Genomic DNA, 16,571 nt, shown 5'->3' on the forward strand with positions numbered 1-16,571 from the left:
AGTCCCATGGCACTGCTGGACCGACTGCCCCGCCACCTTTTCAGCCAGCGCGGTTGGGGCCTGCTCGCGGCCGGTGCTGTGTCGCTGTTGGCCGCTCAGATCATGGGCCGCCGGGATCTCCTGAGCCTCAGCGTCCTGCTGATCGTGCTTCCCCTCATCTCGCTGGCCGGAATCCGTCTGGTCAAGCCCAAATTCCAGGTCTACCGGGAGTTTAATCCTTCGCCGGTGGAAACCTCGGCCGCCACCACTGTCCGGCTGGCTGTGGCGCGCACCGGGCAGGGCACGGGCCGCGCGATCATGGAGGAGCGGCTGCCCCCGCGGTTCGGGGAGTCACCGGCGTTCCGATTCCCCGCGCGGTCGGCAACCGGTGGCACCAGCCGGTATGAATACCACCTGCGTTCCAGCCAGCGCGGTCAATTTCTCATCGGGCCGGTAACGGCGGAGTTCACTGACCCGTTCGGGCTGTCCCTTCACCGGCAGGCAATCGACGACGGCGACACCCTCACGGTGACGCCCGCCGCCGTCGAGCTTCCGGTCACGGGACTCGCTGGGGCTCGCGGGAACGACGGCGTCACCGCGACCCGGATCCGGGCCAACCCGAGCGACGATGACGTGATGACCCGCGAGTACCGGCACGGCGACCCCATGCGCCGGGTACATTGGCCGGCGACTGCCCGGCACGGAGCACTGATGGTCCGGCAGGAGGAGTCGGTCACTACTCCGGAGGCCACCATTATCCTGGACCAGCGGTTTGTCGCCTTTTCCGGCAGCCCCGGGACCGGATTCGGCGGGATCGGGTTTGGCGGATCCGCTGCCGTGGACGGGCACGACATGCTCACCAGCGGCACCTTCGAGTGGGCAGTGGTGGCGGCCATCTCCGTCAGCACCCACCTTGCCGAACGGAATTATGCGCTGCGGCTGCTCGATGCCCGGGGCGAACCGGCTTTCCTGCGTTCGCCCTCGGCGCCTGAACCGGAGGTGGAGGAGTACGTGGGCACGGGTGGGCTGCAGTCCATCGCCGAAAGCCTGGCCGCCATCCAGCTCTCCGGTCCGCATCACGGCCATCACGGCCATCACGGCCACAATGAGGCTGGCCGTGGGAGTCCGGCTCCCGCGGCCGCCCCCCGCAAGGACGCCGCCGCCATCGGGCGGGACCATGGCTTTGGGCAGGATTCCGGTCCGGCCCCGTTCGACGACGAACTCATGGACAAACTTTCGGCGCACCGGATGCGGGGTCCTATCATCGCGCTCCTGGGCAGGGTGTCCATGGCCGAAGCCAATGCCTTGGCCCCGGCCGCAGGCTATGGCGCGAATGCGTTCGCCATCATCGTCGCCGAAAGGCCGTCGGAGTTCCACGAACAGCTTGAAGAGCTGCGGCGCGGAGGGTGGCGTGCAGTTGCCGTGTCCCCGGCGGTTCCGGTGCCTGCAGCATGGAGCCACTTTGACCAAGGCGGAGCTGCGCTGGATACCGCAGCAGCCGATGTCCGGCGCGGCGCGGGGGTGGCGCGATGACACTCGCCCCCGAGAAGCACACCTCCTCCACCGCGGAGCCGGCAATTTCTCAGACATCCGGCCGTGCGCCAGGCAGGGCGCGGGTCGGCGCCTACCCGTGGGTCATGGCTGGGGCGGTAGGGCTGTCTGTGTGCGGCGCGGCCTTGTCACTGAACGGTGTCCTGAGGGGCTGGGCGTGGTATCTGCCGGTCCTGACCACCGTTTTTGTGGTTTGCCTGACCATGGCCGCGCTGCGGGCCGCCCGGGCGCAGCCTCTCCTGGTCACCGCCGGCGGCTTCGCTTCGCTCATTGCCATCCTGACGCTGACGTTCTTCCGCAGCACAGGCATTGCCGGAATCATCCCGTCGGGCGCCACCATGAAGGAGTTTGACAGGTTCATACGCCGTGCCAGCGAGACGGTACTCGCCGAAAGCGCGCCCGTGGCCCCGAACGCCGGAATCGTCATGGTGACCTGCGCGGTCCTCGGCCTGATGGTCATTCTTATCGACGCATTGGCGTTGCCCCTCGGCACGCCGGCCACCACGGGCCTGGGCCTGTTCGCCATCCTGATCGTGCCCGCCATGGTTAAGCCGCAGAGCGTGGGAGTGTGGAGTTTCAGCGCCACGGTGGCCGGCTACCTGCTGATTCTGGCGTGCAGCCAGTGGTTCGCCCCGGACGCGGGCACACCAGCGGACACCGCCCGTAACCCCGGGCATCTGAAGCGGGCCGCACTCACCGGATCCGTTGCCCTCGTGGCCACGCTGATCATTCCGATGGCGATCCCCGGCTTCGACCAAGGTACATTCCCGCAAGGGTCGCGCGTGAACCCGTGGGGCACGTCCACGGGCCTTAATCCCATGATCACGCTTGGAAACAGCCTCCGCACTCCCGCTGGAACCGGACGGATCACGTACGCTACGAACGCCGTCACGCCGCTCTACCTGCGTTCGGTCACGGTGGACAATTTCGACGGCGACTCCTGGGGACCGGACGACCGTGAGGAATCGCGCCAACCGGTGGCCGGGCCGATCGAGCCTGGCTACGCGATCCCTGCTGAGGAGCAGCTCCGCTACGTGACCGCAGTGGAAACGGGCGCCTTCACGAGCCCATACCTGCCGGTGCCGTATGCCCCTGAATCGATCCGGGGGCTGGGCGGGCGCTGGTCCTGGGATCCCGCCACCCTGAGCATCAAAGGGGTAGATACCAACTCGAGAAGCCAGGAATACACCGTGGTCTCCTCTGCGCCGCGGCTCACTGCCAGTCTGCTCGACCGGTCCTCAGCAGCAGTGCAGGGCATTGCGGAGGATTTCACCCGGGTTCCAGGCAACGTTCCTGACATCGTCAGGACCACGGCCGACTCCGTCACCGGATCGGGCGGCAGCGCTTACGCAAAGGCGATGGCCATCCAGAGATACCTGCGGTCAGCGGAATTCACTTATTCCCTGCAGTCCCCGGTCCAAGGCGGCTATGACGGCAACGGACTGTCAGTGCTCGCCGATTTCCTCACCCAAAAAAGCGGATACTGCATCCACTACGCCTCCGCTATGGCCGTCATGGCCCGGTTGGAGGGGATCCCCAGCAGGATCGCCGTCGGCTACGCCCCTGGGCGGCTGACTGGAGCTACAGTGAACGTCCCCGGACTAGGAGCACTTTCCGAGTACGAAGTGGACGCCCGTGATGCCCATGCCTGGCCGGAGCTCTACTTCCAGGGGCTCGGGTGGGTACCGTTTGAGCCCACCCCCTCGCGTGGTGTGGTCCCCGAGTATGCCATCGAAAGCTCGGCAGCAGGCGCCCCGGGAGCCATCGAAAATAATGACGACCTCATTCCATCCAACGGTGCGACAGCCACGCCTTTGCCCAGCGCGGCACCATTGCCCGTTCCCGGTGACGGCGGCCCGGGCAGTGAGGCAGGTTCGCAGGTTCTGCCTTGGCTGCTGGGCCTGGCAGGATCGGCAGTGCTGATCCTCCTGCTGTCCTCACCCAGGCTCGTGCGGCTAGGAGTCCGGGCCCGCAGGCTGCGAACCACTGATCCTCCGTCTCCTGCGGCCATCCCCATGGCGTGGTCCGAGCTCCGTGACCTCGGCACGGACTATGGCTTGCCTCCCGGACCGAGTGAGACGCCCAGGTTGTATTCGGCCCGGCTCCGCAGCTCGCCTCTGCTCGGTGAACCCGGCGGAATGGACGACGCCGCGCACCAGGCCGTCATCTCGCTCACCGCCGATTTCGAACGACGCGCTTACGGCCCTCCTGCCGGCGATTCCCCCGCGGCGGGCAGGGACAAGCCGGCCGCCGCCCGGATTGTGGCCCTTCAGGGCTCCATGCGGGCCAACGTCACCCGGGGCAGAAGGCTGCGCGCCGAGTGGCTCCCGGCGTCGGTCATGGCGCTTTGGGGGAGGATGCTGACGGCGCCGTTCCGGTTCTTTGGCCGGCAGGTCCGACGGACGGCAAAGGCCGTCGCACGCTCGTGGTCACGGGCGCGCGACGACCTCCGGCGCCTCAGCGAAGGCTAGTTGCCCCAACCGATGCGCACCTGGCTTCTTGGAAGCCTCAGCCTGCGTAGGGGTCGGCAATGCCGATGTACTGGGTGTAGAGGTATTCCTCGATGCCTTCCAGCCCGCCTTCACGGCCCAGGCCGGACTGCTTGACGCCGCCGAAGGGGGCAGCGGCGTTGGAGATCACGCCGGCGTTCAGGCCGAGCATGCCCGTTTCAAGGCGTTCACCCATCCGGATGCCGCGGTTGAGGTCCCTCGTGAAGACGTAAGCCACCAGGCCGTACTCGGTGTTGTTGGCGAGCCGGATGGCTTCCTCTTCGGTGCCGAAGGTGATGATGGGTGCGACGGGGCCGAAGATTTCCTCGGACAGGATCCGGGTTCCTTCGGTGACTCCAGTGAGGATGGTGGGCTGGTAGAAGTAGCCCGGACCTTCTGCCGGGGCACCGCCCAAGACTGCCCTCGCGCCGGAGGACACGGCGTCGGATACCAGTTCGTGGACCTTGTCCCGGCTCTTGGCATCGATCAGCGGACCCACCTTTGAGTCCGGCTCGGTGCCGCGGGCGGTGGTCATTTCGGACATCTTGGCGGCGAACTTCTCCGCGAACTCGTCAGCGACGGACTCGTGCACGATGAAACGGTTCGCGGCGGTGCAGGCCTCACCCATGTTGCGCAGCTTTGCCAGCATGGCTCCGGCGACTGCGGCGTCCAGGTCCGCGTCCTCGAACACCACGAACGGGGCGTTGCCGCCGAGCTCCATGGAGGTCCGCAGGACGGTTTCGGACGCGTCGGCAAGAAGGCGGCGGCCCACCTCGGTGGAGCCGGTGAAGGAAAGTTTCCGGAGGCGCTGGTCCTTGATCAGCGGGCCGGTGGTGGCACCGGCCGTGGAGGTTGGAATGACGTTCAGGACGCCGGCGGGCAGGCCGGCTTCCTGCATGACGGCGGCGAAAAGCTGGGACGTCAGGGGTGTCAGGTTGGCGGACTTCAGCACCATGGTGCAGCCTGCGGCGACGGCGGGAGCGATCTTGCGGGTGGCCATGGCCAGCGGGAAGTTCCACGGCGTAATCAGAAGGCAGGGACCCACAGGCTTCTTGGTCACGAGGAGGCGCGACTTCCCGTCTGGGGAGACCGAGTAGCGGCCGAACGCGCGGACGGCTTCTTCGGAGAACCAGCGCAGGAACTCAGCGCCGTAGGTCACTTCGCCGCGGGCTTCGGCCAGCGGCTTGCCCATTTCCATGGTCATGAGGAGCGCGAAGTCTTCGGCACGCTCGGTCACCAGATCAAAGGCACGGCGCAGGATCTCCCCGCGTTCCCGCGGCGGGACCTTCGCCCATGACTCCTGTGCCGCCGCGGCGGCGTCCAGGGCAGCCTTGCCGTCTTCGGCACCCGCATCAGCAATGCTCAACAGCACCTTGCCCGTGGCGGGGTCCTCGACGTCGAACGTCTTCCCGGAAGCGGCCGGCCGCCACTCACCATTGATAAGCAGGCCGGTGGGAACAGAGGCCAGCAGCTCGCTCTCGCGCTCTGCGGTAACAGCTGGCAGTGCAGTGACAGTCACGATGACTCCCTCGTCAGTAAGGTTTTTCCAGCCGTGCAGCGGCGCCCGAGCGGCACGCCTTGTTGGCTGATTAACTGCCAGACTACTGCCGCCGCAACCGGCGGTCTACGCCTCTACGCACTACAGAATGAGCTCGGCTCTGTGCAGGTGCACAGCCCTGTCCCGCGCGATTTCGCGCTATCAGTCGGCCGTTGGAAAGTCTCTCCAGGGCCGGTTCAGCGCGCCGCCAGAACGGCGGAGTACAGTTCCCGCTTGCTGACCCGGACGTCTTCGGCCACCGCAGCAACGGCTTCCTTAAGCCTGATTCCCTGTGCTACCAGCGCATTGACGGCCGCTACATGTTCTTCCGGCGTTCCCGGCGCCTGCTCAGGCGCTCCGCCCAGCACCACTGCGATCTCACCCCGGACCTCATTGCCTTCAGCCCAAAGCAGAAGCTCGCCCACAGTTCCCCGGATGACCTCCTCATAGGTCTTGGTCAATTCCCGGCAGACCGCAATCCTGCGCTCGGCGCCGAACCGCTCCCGCAACGCCCTGAGCATGACCTCCAGCCGGTGCGGAGCTTCGAAGAACACCATGGTTCGCCGCTCCGCAGCAAGGTCTGCCAACCTGGACGCCCGCTCCCCCGCTTTCCGGGGAAGGAAGCCTTCAAAGCAGAACCTGTCGGTGGGCAGGCCGGAGAGTGCCAGGGCTGTCAGCACCGCTGACGGGCCCGGGGCGGCAGTGACGGTGAGCCCGGCGGCAACGGCTCCCTCAACGAGCCGGAAGCCCGGGTCCGAAACAGACGGCATCCCCGCGTCGGTGACCATGACCATTGTTTTGCCGGCCCTGACGGCGTCGAGGAGTTCGGCTGTCTTCGTCGCCTCGTTGTGCTCGTGGTAGCTGATGACGCGGCCTGCCACCGTGACGCCAAGGTTCTGCACCAGGCGGTGGAGCCGCCTGGTGTCCTCTGCAGCGACGATGTCAGCAGTGGCCAGCAGTTCGACAAGCCGTGCGGAGGCGTCGCCTGAGTTGCCAATCGGCGTTGCGGCCAGCACGATCCTTCCCGGTCCTGCAGTGCCGGCGTTAGGCATGGCGTCGTCAGGCAGGTTGGAGTCGGGAAGGGTTTCGGGGTTAGGGTCCACGCCACCAGCCTACTGCTGGCCGGCGGCACAAGCTGCAAAAGGTAGCATGGGGCACGTGACGCAGACCCCCACGCGGCCCGCCGAGGCCGGTCAGGCCCACCCGCTGGACCCGCCCATCGGCCCGCCGGAAAGCGCCGCACTGGCCGTCGCCTCAGCCGGCAAGCCCTGGATCGTCCGGCCAGCCGTGGCATTTTCCACCCAAGCACTCCAAGAGCGGCTGATCGGCGGTATCCGCAGCTGGCGTGACTACCCGCCCTCGCTCCGGTTGTGGTTCTGGTTGGTGCCGCTGCTGACGACGGCCATCGGTGGCGTACTCCGGTTCACCCGCCTGGACACTCCGCCCAGCCTGGTTTTTGACGAGACGTACTACGTCAAGGACGGCTATTCGTTGCTCGTCAGCGGCTATGAGCGAAGCTGGCCTGACAAGGCCAACGACTCCTTCAATGCCGGGAACCCTTCCGTCCTCCTGGGCACGCCCGAGTATGTGGTCCACCCTCCGGTGGGCAAATGGATGATCGCCGGCGGCATGTGGCTCTTTGGCGCCGACAACCCCCTGGGCTGGCGCTTCTCAGCGGCCCTTACCGGTACCGTTTCCATCCTGCTGCTCGTCCTCATCGCCCAAAAACTGTTCCGGTCCCTGCCCCTGTCCGCCGCGGCTGGGCTGCTGCTGGCTGTGGACGGACACCACCTGGTGATGTCACGGACGTCGCTGCTGGATATCTTCCTGATGTTCTGGGTCCTGGCTGCCTTCGGCGCCCTGCTAATGGACCGCGACGACGGCCGCCTCAAGCTGGCGGCGCGACTCGCCAGGCAGGCCGCGGCCGGGAAGGATGGCAGACCCTCCCCGGGCCAACTGCTGGCCGGTCCATGGCTGGGCATCCGGTGGTGGCGGATCGCCGCCGGCGTGTGCCTGGGCCTTGCGGTGGGGACCAAGTGGTCCGGGTTGTTCTTCCTGGCGGGCTTCGGGCTGCTATCTGTCGTGTGGGACCTCTCCGCCCGGCGGGTCGCCGGAATCCGCGGCTGGTTCACCGGGGGCGTCATCAAGGACGGGCTGCCGGCTTTCGCCAGCATGGTTCCGGTCGCAGCCGTCGTGTACACCGCCACCTGGACCGGCTGGTTCCGTTCCGATGACGCCTACTTCCGTCGCTGGGCCGGGTCCAACCCCTCGACCGAGTGGGGTTGGCTGCCTGACTCTGTCCGGTCGCTGGCCCACTACCACCTGGAGGCGTACAAGTTCCACCAGGGGCTGGGCTCCGAGCACCCCTATGAGGCGAGCGCGTGGAGCTGGCTGGTGATGGGCCGGCCCACGTCCTTCTTCTATGAGTCCCCGAAGCAGGGAGCCCCGGGATGCGATGTCCCCAACTGCGCTTCAGCCATCCTCTCCGTCGGCAATCCCCTCGTATGGTGGGGAGCCACCATCTCGCTGGCAGTACTCCTCTTCTGGTGGGCGGGACGCCGCGACTGGCGTGCCGGGGCCGTACTCGCCGGGGTGGCTGCGGGCTACCTGCCCTGGTTCCTGTACCCGGAGCGGACCATGTTCTACTTCTACGCCATCTCCTTCGAGCCGTTCCTGGTGCTGGCACTGGTGTATTGTCTGGGCCTCGTCCTTGGACGGAATACGGATCCACTGTGGCGCCGTCGTTCCGGGCTCTACCTGGTAGCAATCTTTGTTGCCGGCGTAGTGCTGTTGTCGGCCTTCTTCTACCCAGTGTGGACAGCCGAAGTCATTCCGTACCATGAGTGGCGCCACAGGATGTGGATGCCTTCCTGGATCTAGGGCAGGATTGCAGAAGACCCTGACGATTTCAGCCGCGCAGCGCTATGGCAGCCGAACGGAGACCGCCTGTGAGAGAAGCCAGCACAGAACTGCTCGTGGAGCTTGATCCTGCCAGCAATGTGACGGACCTCCTCCTGGAACAGCAGGCCAATCCTGCCCACGCCCTGTATGCACGCAAGGGACCCAACGGCTGGACGGACATTACGGCGCAGAAGTTCCTCCAGGATGTCAGCGCCCTGGCAAAGGGCCTGATCGCCGGCGGGCTGGAGCCTGGCGACACCGTAGCGGTCATGTCCGCCACCCGCTACGAGTGGACGCTGGTGGACTTCGCCATCTGGTTCGCCGGCGGCGTCACGGTGCCGATCTACGAAACTTCGTCGGCAAGCCAGATCGAGTGGATCCTGCATGACTCCGGGGCTCTCAGGGTCTTCGCGGAGGACCACGGAAAGGTTGCGCTGGTAGCCAAGGTCCTGGCGGCTTCCGAGCTCCTCAAGGACCGTCTGGTTAACGTCGTGAGAATGGACCACGACGGCGTCGCCCCGGATCTCGCGAGCCTCGCCGCTGCCGGCATGGGGGTTACCGACGCCGAACTCGAACGGCACCGCTCCGCGGCTGCACTGAACGACGTCGCGTCCCTCGTGTACACGTCCGGGACTACCGGTAACCCGAAGGGCTGTGAAATCACCCATGGGAACTTCGCCTTGGTGGCTAAGAACATCGTGGCCTTCCTCCCGGAGCTCCTGGTACAGGAGAACGCCCGAACCTTGATGTTCCTGCCGCTTGCCCACGTGCTTGCACGTGCGGTCCAAGTGGTGTGCCTGAGTGCCGGGGCCACGCTGGGGCACACAGGCAACGCAGCGCAGCTACTGGAGGACCTGGCCACCTTCAGGCCGACGTTCTTGTTGGTGGTGCCGCGAATTTTCGAAAAGGTCCGGGCCGGCGCCGCCCAAAAGGCCGCCATCGCCGGCAAATCGGGCATCTTCAGTACCGCATCGGCTGCTGCGATCCGTTTTTCGAAGGAGCAGGACGAAGCTGCCCGGGGTGAGGGCAGCGGGCCCGGTTTCCTGTCCCGCACCGCTCATGCACTCTTCGACCGGCTGCTGTACCCCAAACTCCGCCAAGCCATGGGCGGTCAGGTCCGCTACACCGTTTCCGGGGCCAGCCCCCTTGCTGCTGAGGACGCCCATTTTTTCCGTGGTGCCGGCATTCCGGTCCTGGAGGGGTATGGCCTGACCGAAACTACCGCACCGTGCACGGTGAACACCCCCACCATGACCAGGGTGGGCAGCGTGGGCATACCCATTCCCGGCACGACCATCCGAGTCGCTGAGGATGGCGAGATCCTGGTGAAGGGCATCGGCGTTTTCAAGGGCTACCACGCCAACGAGGCCGCCAACGCCGAGGCTTTTGTGGACGGCTTCTTCCGCACCGGGGACCTTGGCCGGCTTGACCCCGAGGGGTTCCTGACCATCACAGGACGGAAGAAGGACATGCTGGTCACTGCCGGCGGGAAGAACGTTGTTCCCGGTCCCCTCGAGGAAAAGATCCGCGCCCACCAACTGGTGGGCCACGCTGTGGTGGTGGGAGAAGGGAAGCCGTTCGTCTCCGCCCTCGTCACCCTGGATCAGGAAGGCCTGGAGAGCTGGTGTGCGCTGCACAAGCTGCCGGCACTGTCCCCGCGCGAAGCCGCGGCTGATCCGCGGGTGCGGGCGGCCATCCAGGAAGCAGTGGACCAGGCCAACGCACTGGTCTCCCAGGCCGAATCCATCCGCAGCTTCGCAGTGCTGGACGCCCAGTTCACCCTCGATTCAGGGCACCTTACGCCGTCGCTCAAACTCAAGAGGGCCGCCGTCGTCCGCGATTTTGAGGCGGAAATCACCAAGCTTTACGGCTGAACTGCCCCCCCGGGGGGCGGAGCCGCCCGGCCCTACACGGCCTCGGCCTTGGCCGAAGCCTCCTGTTCGCCATCGGTCAGGCCGCGGCGGCGGCGTGTAGGCCACGTCAGAACCAGGGTTGCCAGCGCCACAAGCAGCACGAGGGCGGCTATCACGATTCCGGCGTCGATCCAGAACTGGCCCGGGAACAGCCTGATCAGGGTGTCCTCCAGCGCAAAGGTCCATGTCCCGCTGGCGAAGAAGATCCGGTGGAATTCGGTGAAGAACTGTTGCCAGCCCAGCACGGCCAGCGCACCGAGACCCAGGATGATCACCAGGGTCAGGATTGATCCTGCGAAGAGGCCGCGACGCACGCCGCCAGTGCTTCGGCGGCGCAGGTAGGCGATAGCGATGATGCTGACGAGGATCAGGAGGGCGCCGGCGCCGAAAGCGGAAAGGATGACGAGTTTCACGTCCGCCATGTGGCTGACCTCGCTGCCCTTGAAGAGTTCGTCTCCGCTGCGGTTGACGAGTTCGCCCAGGTAGCGGGGCCCGGACCAGTTGCTGAGATAGTCAACGGCGTAGGAGCCGTAGGTCATTCTGTCGTCGGTGCTGAAGCCGTAACCGTCGCCCGGAAATCCGGGGCGGTTGTACTCGATCCAGAGGAACAGGGGGCTGGTGACGGCGCGGACTCCCAGGACCAGGAGGATGACGGGATACATGATGGCCAGCAGCACCTGCATCACACGCGGCGTCAGCGGCTTGGCCTTTGCCGCACTCTCGCGCTCGGCGTTGCGCCGCTCAACTTCTTCCTGTGGCGGACGGACCTGGAGGGCTGAGGTGGGCAGCGGTTCGCTGAACAGCGGCGGACCTTGCTCGCCCGCAGGTTCGACGGCGGCCTCGGCAGCCTTGCGGCCAGCCCGGCTTTCGGGCTGCGGGGAAGTTTCCCCGTTGCTGCCTGCGCTCTTCGACGGCCCGGTGCTGTCCGGCCGTTTTGAGGGCCCGGTGCTGTCCGGCCGTTTTGAGGGCCCCGTCTTGTCCGGGCTGCCTGACGGGGAGTCACTCATCCACGAAAAGGCGGGCTCATCCGAATCCGCCGAGGTGTCCAAGAGGGGATCCGGCTGCGGCTCCTTGCGTTTGGCAGGGGTCGGAGAATTGTCATTCACAGCAGCGTCACTTCCGTTGGGGTCCGTGGAGCCGGCTCGGGTCCGGGCAGCACAAGTATCTCTTCACGAGCCTACCGTCCGGTCCTCCGGCAGTGCGAGGTGCCACCCCGGGCAGGCATCGATTCAGGCTGCGATTTCGCTGTACCCGGCATCCTCGGTGCCAAGGTCACCGCGGGCCCCCGCCAGATAGGCCCGCCGGCCCCAGACCAGTACATACAGCCAGTACGCGGCCAGTACCGCGGACCCGATGCCAATCTTCGCCCACACAGGCAAGGGACTGGGGGTCACGAATCCTTCCACCAGGCCGGAGACGAACAGCACCAGCACCAGCCCCAGCGCCACGGTGATCAGGGACCGGCCTTCCTGCGCGACGGCACGGCCGCGGGTGCGGCGGCCAGGGGAAACCATTGCCCAGAAGATCCGAAGCCCCGCGGCGCAGGCGATGAACACGGCCGTCAGTTCCATCAGGCCGTGCGGGAGGATGTAACTGTAGAAAACGTCGGTCTTGCCGGAGGCGGCGAAAATACCGGCAGCAATGCCAACGCCCTGGGCGTTGCTGAACAGGATCATGGGCACCCAAAACCCTGTGATCCCCAAGGCAACGGCCTGCGCGCTGATCCAGGCGTTGTTGGTCCAGACGGCACCGGCGAACGAGGCTGCCGGGTTTTCCGAGTAGTAGTCGATGAAGTCCTCTTCGACGTACTGCCGGACAGCTGCTTCGGACGCAACGGCACGGAGCGCCTCCGGCGAGGTCCCAATCCACAGCGCGTACGCGGCGCCGATCAGGATGAACGCTGCCCCGCATGCCACCGTCAGCCATCGCAGGCGATACAGCGCGGCGGGCAGTGCGACTACAAAGAAGCGGGCCAGATCGGCCGCAAAATTCGAGCGGGCTCCCGTGAAGCGAGTTCTCGACTGGGCCAGGGTTGCCGAGAGTGACGCCGAGAGCCCACTTTCAGGGGCGATGGAGCGGATGAGGGAAAGGTGCGCGGAAGTCAGCTGGTACAAGCGCAGAAGTTCGTCGGCTTCGGCCCCGCTGAGGCGGCGTTTGAAGGCAAGCTTGTGCAGCCTCGACCAGGTATCCCCGTTGACGGCGGAGAAGGCATCCATATCCACGGCTACAGCCTAACCTCACGCCATTAGACTGTGAGCGTCTGCAGGATAATTCGCGTGGAACGGAACACCGCATTGAGCTCTATCGTCACGGGCGAGGCCGTTGTCCTGGAGCTGCGTCCCGCCTCCTTCGCCGCGCGTGCGCTGGGGCTGCTGCTGGATGTGATGGTCAACGTGGTCCTGCTGGTTCTCATGCTGTTCGGCGTGGCCGCCGCCAGCGCCGAACTCGATGAAGCTGCCGCCCGGGCCCTGATGCTCTCCAGCGTGGTGTTCTGCTTTGTGATTGTCCCGGTGGCTGTGGAAACCCTGAGCCGGGGCCTCTCGCTTGGAAAGCTGGCTGCGGGTCTGCGCGTGGTGCGCGACGATGGCGGCGCCATCCGCTTCCGGCACGCCGTCATCCGCGGGCTTACCGGCTTCCTGGAGATCTACCTCACCCTCGGCGGTCTTGCCATTGCTGTGGCGCTCTTCAATGACAGGTCCAAGCGGCTCGGGGACATCATGGCGGGAACGTACGCCCTCCGGAGCCGCGTGCCCGTTGAAGGGGCCGCCCCGGTGTATATGCCGCCCCGGCTGCGCGCCTGGGCAGCAGCAGCCGATATCGGCCGCATCCCGGACGCCACTGCCCGCCAGGCATCCCAGTTCATTCGCCAGGCGGGCCGGATGTCACCACTGTCGCGTACAGGCATGGCCGCCTCTATTGCGACCGAACTGGCACGGCATGTGGCACCTCCCCCGCCGCCGGGAACCGGCCCTGACGAGTACCTGGCCGCCGTGGTTGCCGAGCGCCGCAACCGGGAGCTGTCCCGGCTCGCCGAGGCCCGTCGTCGTAATTCCGTAGTGGGCGAGCGGCTGGAACGGCTCCCGTTTGGGTCGTGACGGTCAGTTGTCGTACTCAGCCCAAGGGATGTTCCAGTCACCGTAGCCGTCTTCGTGGGCCGCGTAATCCCCTTCGGTGTTGATGATCTGCACAACATCACCAGTGGTCATGTTGTCAAAGACCCAGGCGGCGCCGTCGGGGGCGAAGCCGATGCAGCCATGCGAGACGTTTTTGTTTCCGATGTACGGGAATGCTGATTCGAGCGCCTGGTGAATGTAGGCGCCGCTGAGCGTCAGGCGGATTGCGTACTCAACATCCACTTCGCCGTAGTACGCGGGATCCCCGGGCTTGAGGCCGATGCTCGCTGCCCTGAAGTGGTCGTACCGGTTCTTCTCCATCAGAACGGCATAGCCGCGGGCGGAGGGGAATCGCTCATCTCCCATGCTGACCGGCAGCGTCTTCACTACTTGGTCGTTGACGCTCAGGGTAAACGTGTGCGCGGCGGCGTCGGCGATGGCCACCCGCTTGTCGCCGAAGTTGACCTTGACTTTTTTATTGAAGTTGGCGATCTGCCCGTTTCCGAGGTCAACGCCGAAGAGCTGCATGTCCATGGTGACTGTGGAATTGGCCGCCCAGAAGGCCTCCGGCCGGTACCGGACCATAGTGTCGCTGAACCAGTGGAAGGCTCCGGTCTGGCCGGCGCTGGAGGTGATCTTGATGGCCTTTTCGACGTCCGCACGGTTCACCACCGGCTCGCTGAAAATGACCTGGAGGGGCTGGCCCACACCGACCTTCATGCCATCCAGGGGGTAGATGGCCGCATCCGCTTCATGCGTGCTTGAAACAGTACTGAACGAGTGCGTTGTGCTTGTTTCGCGCCCGGCCCCGTCGGTGACCACGTAGGTGTAGCTGTACTCGGTGTTGAACTTGAGGGGTTCGGCGGCGGTCCAACTGCTCCCGTCGTCAGCAAAGGTGCCCTGAACGGGGTGGCCGGCCGTGCTGGTCAGCGTGACGCTCTCGATCCGCCCATTGCCAACCTTGACGGCGACAGGCGCTGCTGGATTGACCTGTTTGGCGCCGTCGGCCGGTGCGACATCCACCTTCACCGGAGCAATCACGGGCGACGCGACGCCGGGGGCTGAGCGGACAGCAGAGCCCGCCTCGGATTCCAAAGAAGCATTGGCCAGGCCCGGCGCTACCGCGGCGAACGCCCCACCGGCAGCGGCCAGGACGCACACCATAGCCACCAGGAAGATCTTCTTGGCGGTTCCGGGACGGCGCGGCTTATTGTCAGGCTCCATATACCGATCTTATGGGTAACAGGTAACAACCCCGGGCACGGCCAGCGCCCGGGGCGTCACGCCTCAGTAACGATAGTGCTCTGGCTTATAGGGGCCCGCGACGTCGAGGTCAAGGTAGCTGGCCTGCTCCTTGGAGAGTTCCGTCAATTCGACGTCGAGGGCCGCGAGGTGGAGGCGGGCAACCTTTTCGTCCAGGATCTTCGGCAGGACATACACCTGGTTGACGTACTCGCGCTCCCCTTCGGGCTGGTCGCGCTTGGTCCACAGCTCGATCTGGGCGATCGTCTGGTTGGCGAAGGAGTTGCTCATCACGAAGGACGGGTGGCCCGTGGCATTGCCAAGGTTCAGCAGCCGCCCCTCCGACAGGACGATGATGGAGCGCTCTTCCGCGGTACCGGCGTCGAAGACCCACTCATGCACCTGGGGCTTGATCTCCACTTTCTTGATGCCGGGGATGCGGGCCAGTCCTGCCATGTCGATCTCGTTGTCGAAGTGGCCGATGTTGCCCACGATGGCCTTGTCGCGCATGCCGGCCATGTGCTCGGCCAGGATGACGTCCTTGTTGCCGGTAGTGGTGATGAAGATGTGGCCTTCGCCCAGCACGGACTCCAGCTTTGCCACCTGGTAGCCGTCCATGGCAGCCTGGAGCGCGCAGATGGGGTCGATCTCCGTGACAATGACCCGCGAACCCTGACCACGGAACGCCTCAGCGGCGCCCTTGCCGACGTCGCCATAGCCGCAGACGACGGCGACCTTGCCGCCCATCAGGACATCGGTGGCGCGGTTGATGCCGTCCGGAAGTGAATGGCGGATGCCGTACTTGTTATCGAACTTGCTCTTGGTGACGGAGTCGTTGACGTTGATGGCCGGGAACAACAGCTTGCCCTGTTCAGCCAACTGGTAGAGACGGTGCACGCCAGTGGTCGTTTCCTCGGTGACGCCGCGCAGGCGGGAACCGATGCGGGTCCACTTTTGCGCATCCTCCTGCAGGGACGCACGCAGGACGTCCAGGAAGACAATGCCTTCTTCGGATTCGTCCGCGGCGGCTGCCGGAACGGCGCCAAGGGCCTCAAACTCGACACCCTTATGCACCAGCATGGTGGCGTCTCCGCCGTCGTCGAGGATCATGTTCGGCCCGAGGTCAGGGTCGGTGTCGGCCCCGGGCCAGGTCAGGATCTGCTGGGCAGTCCACCAATATTCTTCAAGGGTCTCGCCTTTCCAGGCGAAGACTGGAACGCCCTGTGGATCCTCAACGGTCCCTTTACCCACTACGACGGCAGCAGCGGCTTCGTCCTGGGTGGAGAAGATGTTGCAGGAAGCCCAGCGGACCTCCGCGCCCAGGGCCGTGAGCGTCTCGATCAGCACGGCAGTCTGGACCGTCATGTGGAGGGAACCGGCGATCCTGGCGCCCTTGAGCGGCTGCGTGGGTCCGAATTCTGCGCGGAGCGACATTAGCCCGGGCATTTCGTGCTCCGCGAGGCGGATCTGGTGCCGGCCGGCCTCTGCCAGCGAAATGTCGGCAACCTTGTAATCAAAAGTCATGGGGATCCTTTGCTCTGTCCGATGGGGGCGACGGCGTAATGCGCCTGCGGTGGGTGGGGCGGGTGCTGAAGGCTTATGGCGTGCCGGCAGCGGCGGCCGAACCAGACCGGGAGTCGTGCTGGTCCGAGCCGGCGGCGTTGGCAGCCTGAAGCAGTTCCGGCGGCAGAAGCAGCGGAATGCCGTCCTCGATCGCGTAGCGGAGCTTTTCGCCGGAGTCCCCAGCAGCCGTCGAGACGAGTTCCTCGCCTTCCTGGACCAGCTTCGACCCGGTGACGGGGCAGCGCAGGACTGACAACAGTTCAGGACTGATCTTTGGCATGTT

General features: G+C 65.7%; 12 protein-coding genes. 5 read left to right on the forward strand and 7 right to left on the reverse strand.

Translation table 11 applies throughout. The annotated features are described in order from the left end of the window. The first annotated feature begins 6 nt into the window (after window positions 1-6). Complete coding sequence (locus V9L18_RS07735; protein WP_337346611.1) at window positions 7-1,512, forward strand: DUF58 domain-containing protein; 1,506 nt, start codon at window positions 7-9, stop codon at window positions 1,510-1,512. Then, a complete protein-coding gene (locus V9L18_RS07740; RefSeq protein WP_337346612.1) occupies window positions 1,509-4,001 on the forward strand; it encodes a transglutaminase family protein in 2,493 nt (830 codons plus the stop codon). Before V9L18_RS07735 ends, V9L18_RS07740 begins: the two co-directional genes overlap by 4 nt. 37 nt (window positions 4,002-4,038) lie before the next feature. Here V9L18_RS07740 and V9L18_RS07745 read toward each other — a convergent pair whose 3' ends face one another. Both V9L18_RS07745 and rsmI read right to left on the reverse strand, forming a co-directional pair. After that, complete coding sequence (locus V9L18_RS07745) at window positions 4,039-5,538, reverse strand: NAD-dependent succinate-semialdehyde dehydrogenase (protein WP_337346613.1); 1,500 nt, start codon at window positions 5,536-5,538, stop codon at window positions 4,039-4,041. A 215-nt stretch (window positions 5,539-5,753) separates the two neighbouring features. Further along, window positions 5,754-6,659: a 16S rRNA (cytidine(1402)-2'-O)-methyltransferase gene (rsmI, locus tag V9L18_RS07750; protein WP_443197935.1), complete on the reverse strand. Its 906-nt coding sequence runs from the start codon at window positions 6,657-6,659 to the stop codon at window positions 5,754-5,756. Between the two features lie 46 nt (window positions 6,660-6,705). Here rsmI and V9L18_RS07755 point away from each other — a divergent pair, with 46 nt between their 5' ends. Together V9L18_RS07755 and V9L18_RS07760 are read left to right on the forward strand one after the other, a co-directional pair. Continuing rightward, window positions 6,706-8,436: a dolichyl-phosphate-mannose--protein mannosyltransferase gene (locus tag V9L18_RS07755; RefSeq protein WP_337346614.1), complete on the forward strand. Its 1,731-nt coding sequence runs from the start codon at window positions 6,706-6,708 to the stop codon at window positions 8,434-8,436. Window positions 8,437-8,504: 68 nt separating this feature from the next. Beyond that, window positions 8,505-10,331, forward strand: coding sequence for an AMP-dependent synthetase/ligase (locus V9L18_RS07760; RefSeq protein ID WP_337346615.1), 1,827 nt, complete (start codon window positions 8,505-8,507; stop codon window positions 10,329-10,331). A gap of 32 nt (window positions 10,332-10,363) precedes the next feature. Here the strand turns inward: V9L18_RS07760 and V9L18_RS07765 are convergent, their stop codons facing one another. Both V9L18_RS07765 and V9L18_RS07770 read right to left on the reverse strand, forming a co-directional pair. Beyond that, window positions 10,364-11,476, reverse strand: a complete 1,113-nt coding sequence (locus V9L18_RS07765; RefSeq protein ID WP_337346616.1) for a TIGR01906 family membrane protein — start codon at window positions 11,474-11,476, stop codon at window positions 10,364-10,366. 123 nt (window positions 11,477-11,599) lie between these two features. Continuing rightward, entirely contained in the window at window positions 11,600-12,592 is a 993-nt protein-coding gene (locus tag V9L18_RS07770; protein WP_337346617.1) for a stage II sporulation protein M, read from the reverse strand. A 72-nt stretch (window positions 12,593-12,664) separates the two neighbouring features. Here V9L18_RS07770 and V9L18_RS07775 point away from each other — a divergent pair, with 72 nt between their 5' ends. Beyond that, window positions 12,665-13,465: an RDD family protein gene (locus V9L18_RS07775; protein WP_337346746.1), complete on the forward strand. Its 801-nt coding sequence runs from the start codon at window positions 12,665-12,667 to the stop codon at window positions 13,463-13,465. Between the two features lie 3 nt (window positions 13,466-13,468). Here the strand turns inward: V9L18_RS07775 and V9L18_RS07780 are convergent, their stop codons facing one another. The 3 genes from V9L18_RS07780 to V9L18_RS07790 all read right to left on the reverse strand — a co-directional run bounded on the left by V9L18_RS07780 (window position 13,469) and on the right by V9L18_RS07790 (window position 16,568). After that, the gene (locus tag V9L18_RS07780; protein WP_337346618.1) at window positions 13,469-14,707 is read right to left on the reverse strand and encodes a L,D-transpeptidase; all 1,239 of its coding nucleotides are present in this window, start codon (window positions 14,705-14,707) and stop codon (window positions 13,469-13,471) included. Window positions 14,708-14,770: 63 nt separating this feature from the next. After that, complete coding sequence (gene ahcY, locus V9L18_RS07785) at window positions 14,771-16,249, reverse strand: adenosylhomocysteinase (RefSeq protein ID WP_337346619.1); 1,479 nt, start codon at window positions 16,247-16,249, stop codon at window positions 14,771-14,773. A gap of 73 nt (window positions 16,250-16,322) precedes the next feature. Next, window positions 16,323-16,568: a Trm112 family protein gene (locus V9L18_RS07790; protein ID WP_337346620.1), complete on the reverse strand. Its 246-nt coding sequence runs from the start codon at window positions 16,566-16,568 to the stop codon at window positions 16,323-16,325. Between the last annotated feature and the right edge of the window lie 3 nt (window positions 16,569-16,571).

This window comes from Pseudarthrobacter sp. CCNWLW217, from assembly GCF_037203985.1.
Lineage (GTDB): Bacteria > Actinomycetota > Actinomycetes > Actinomycetales > Micrococcaceae > Arthrobacter.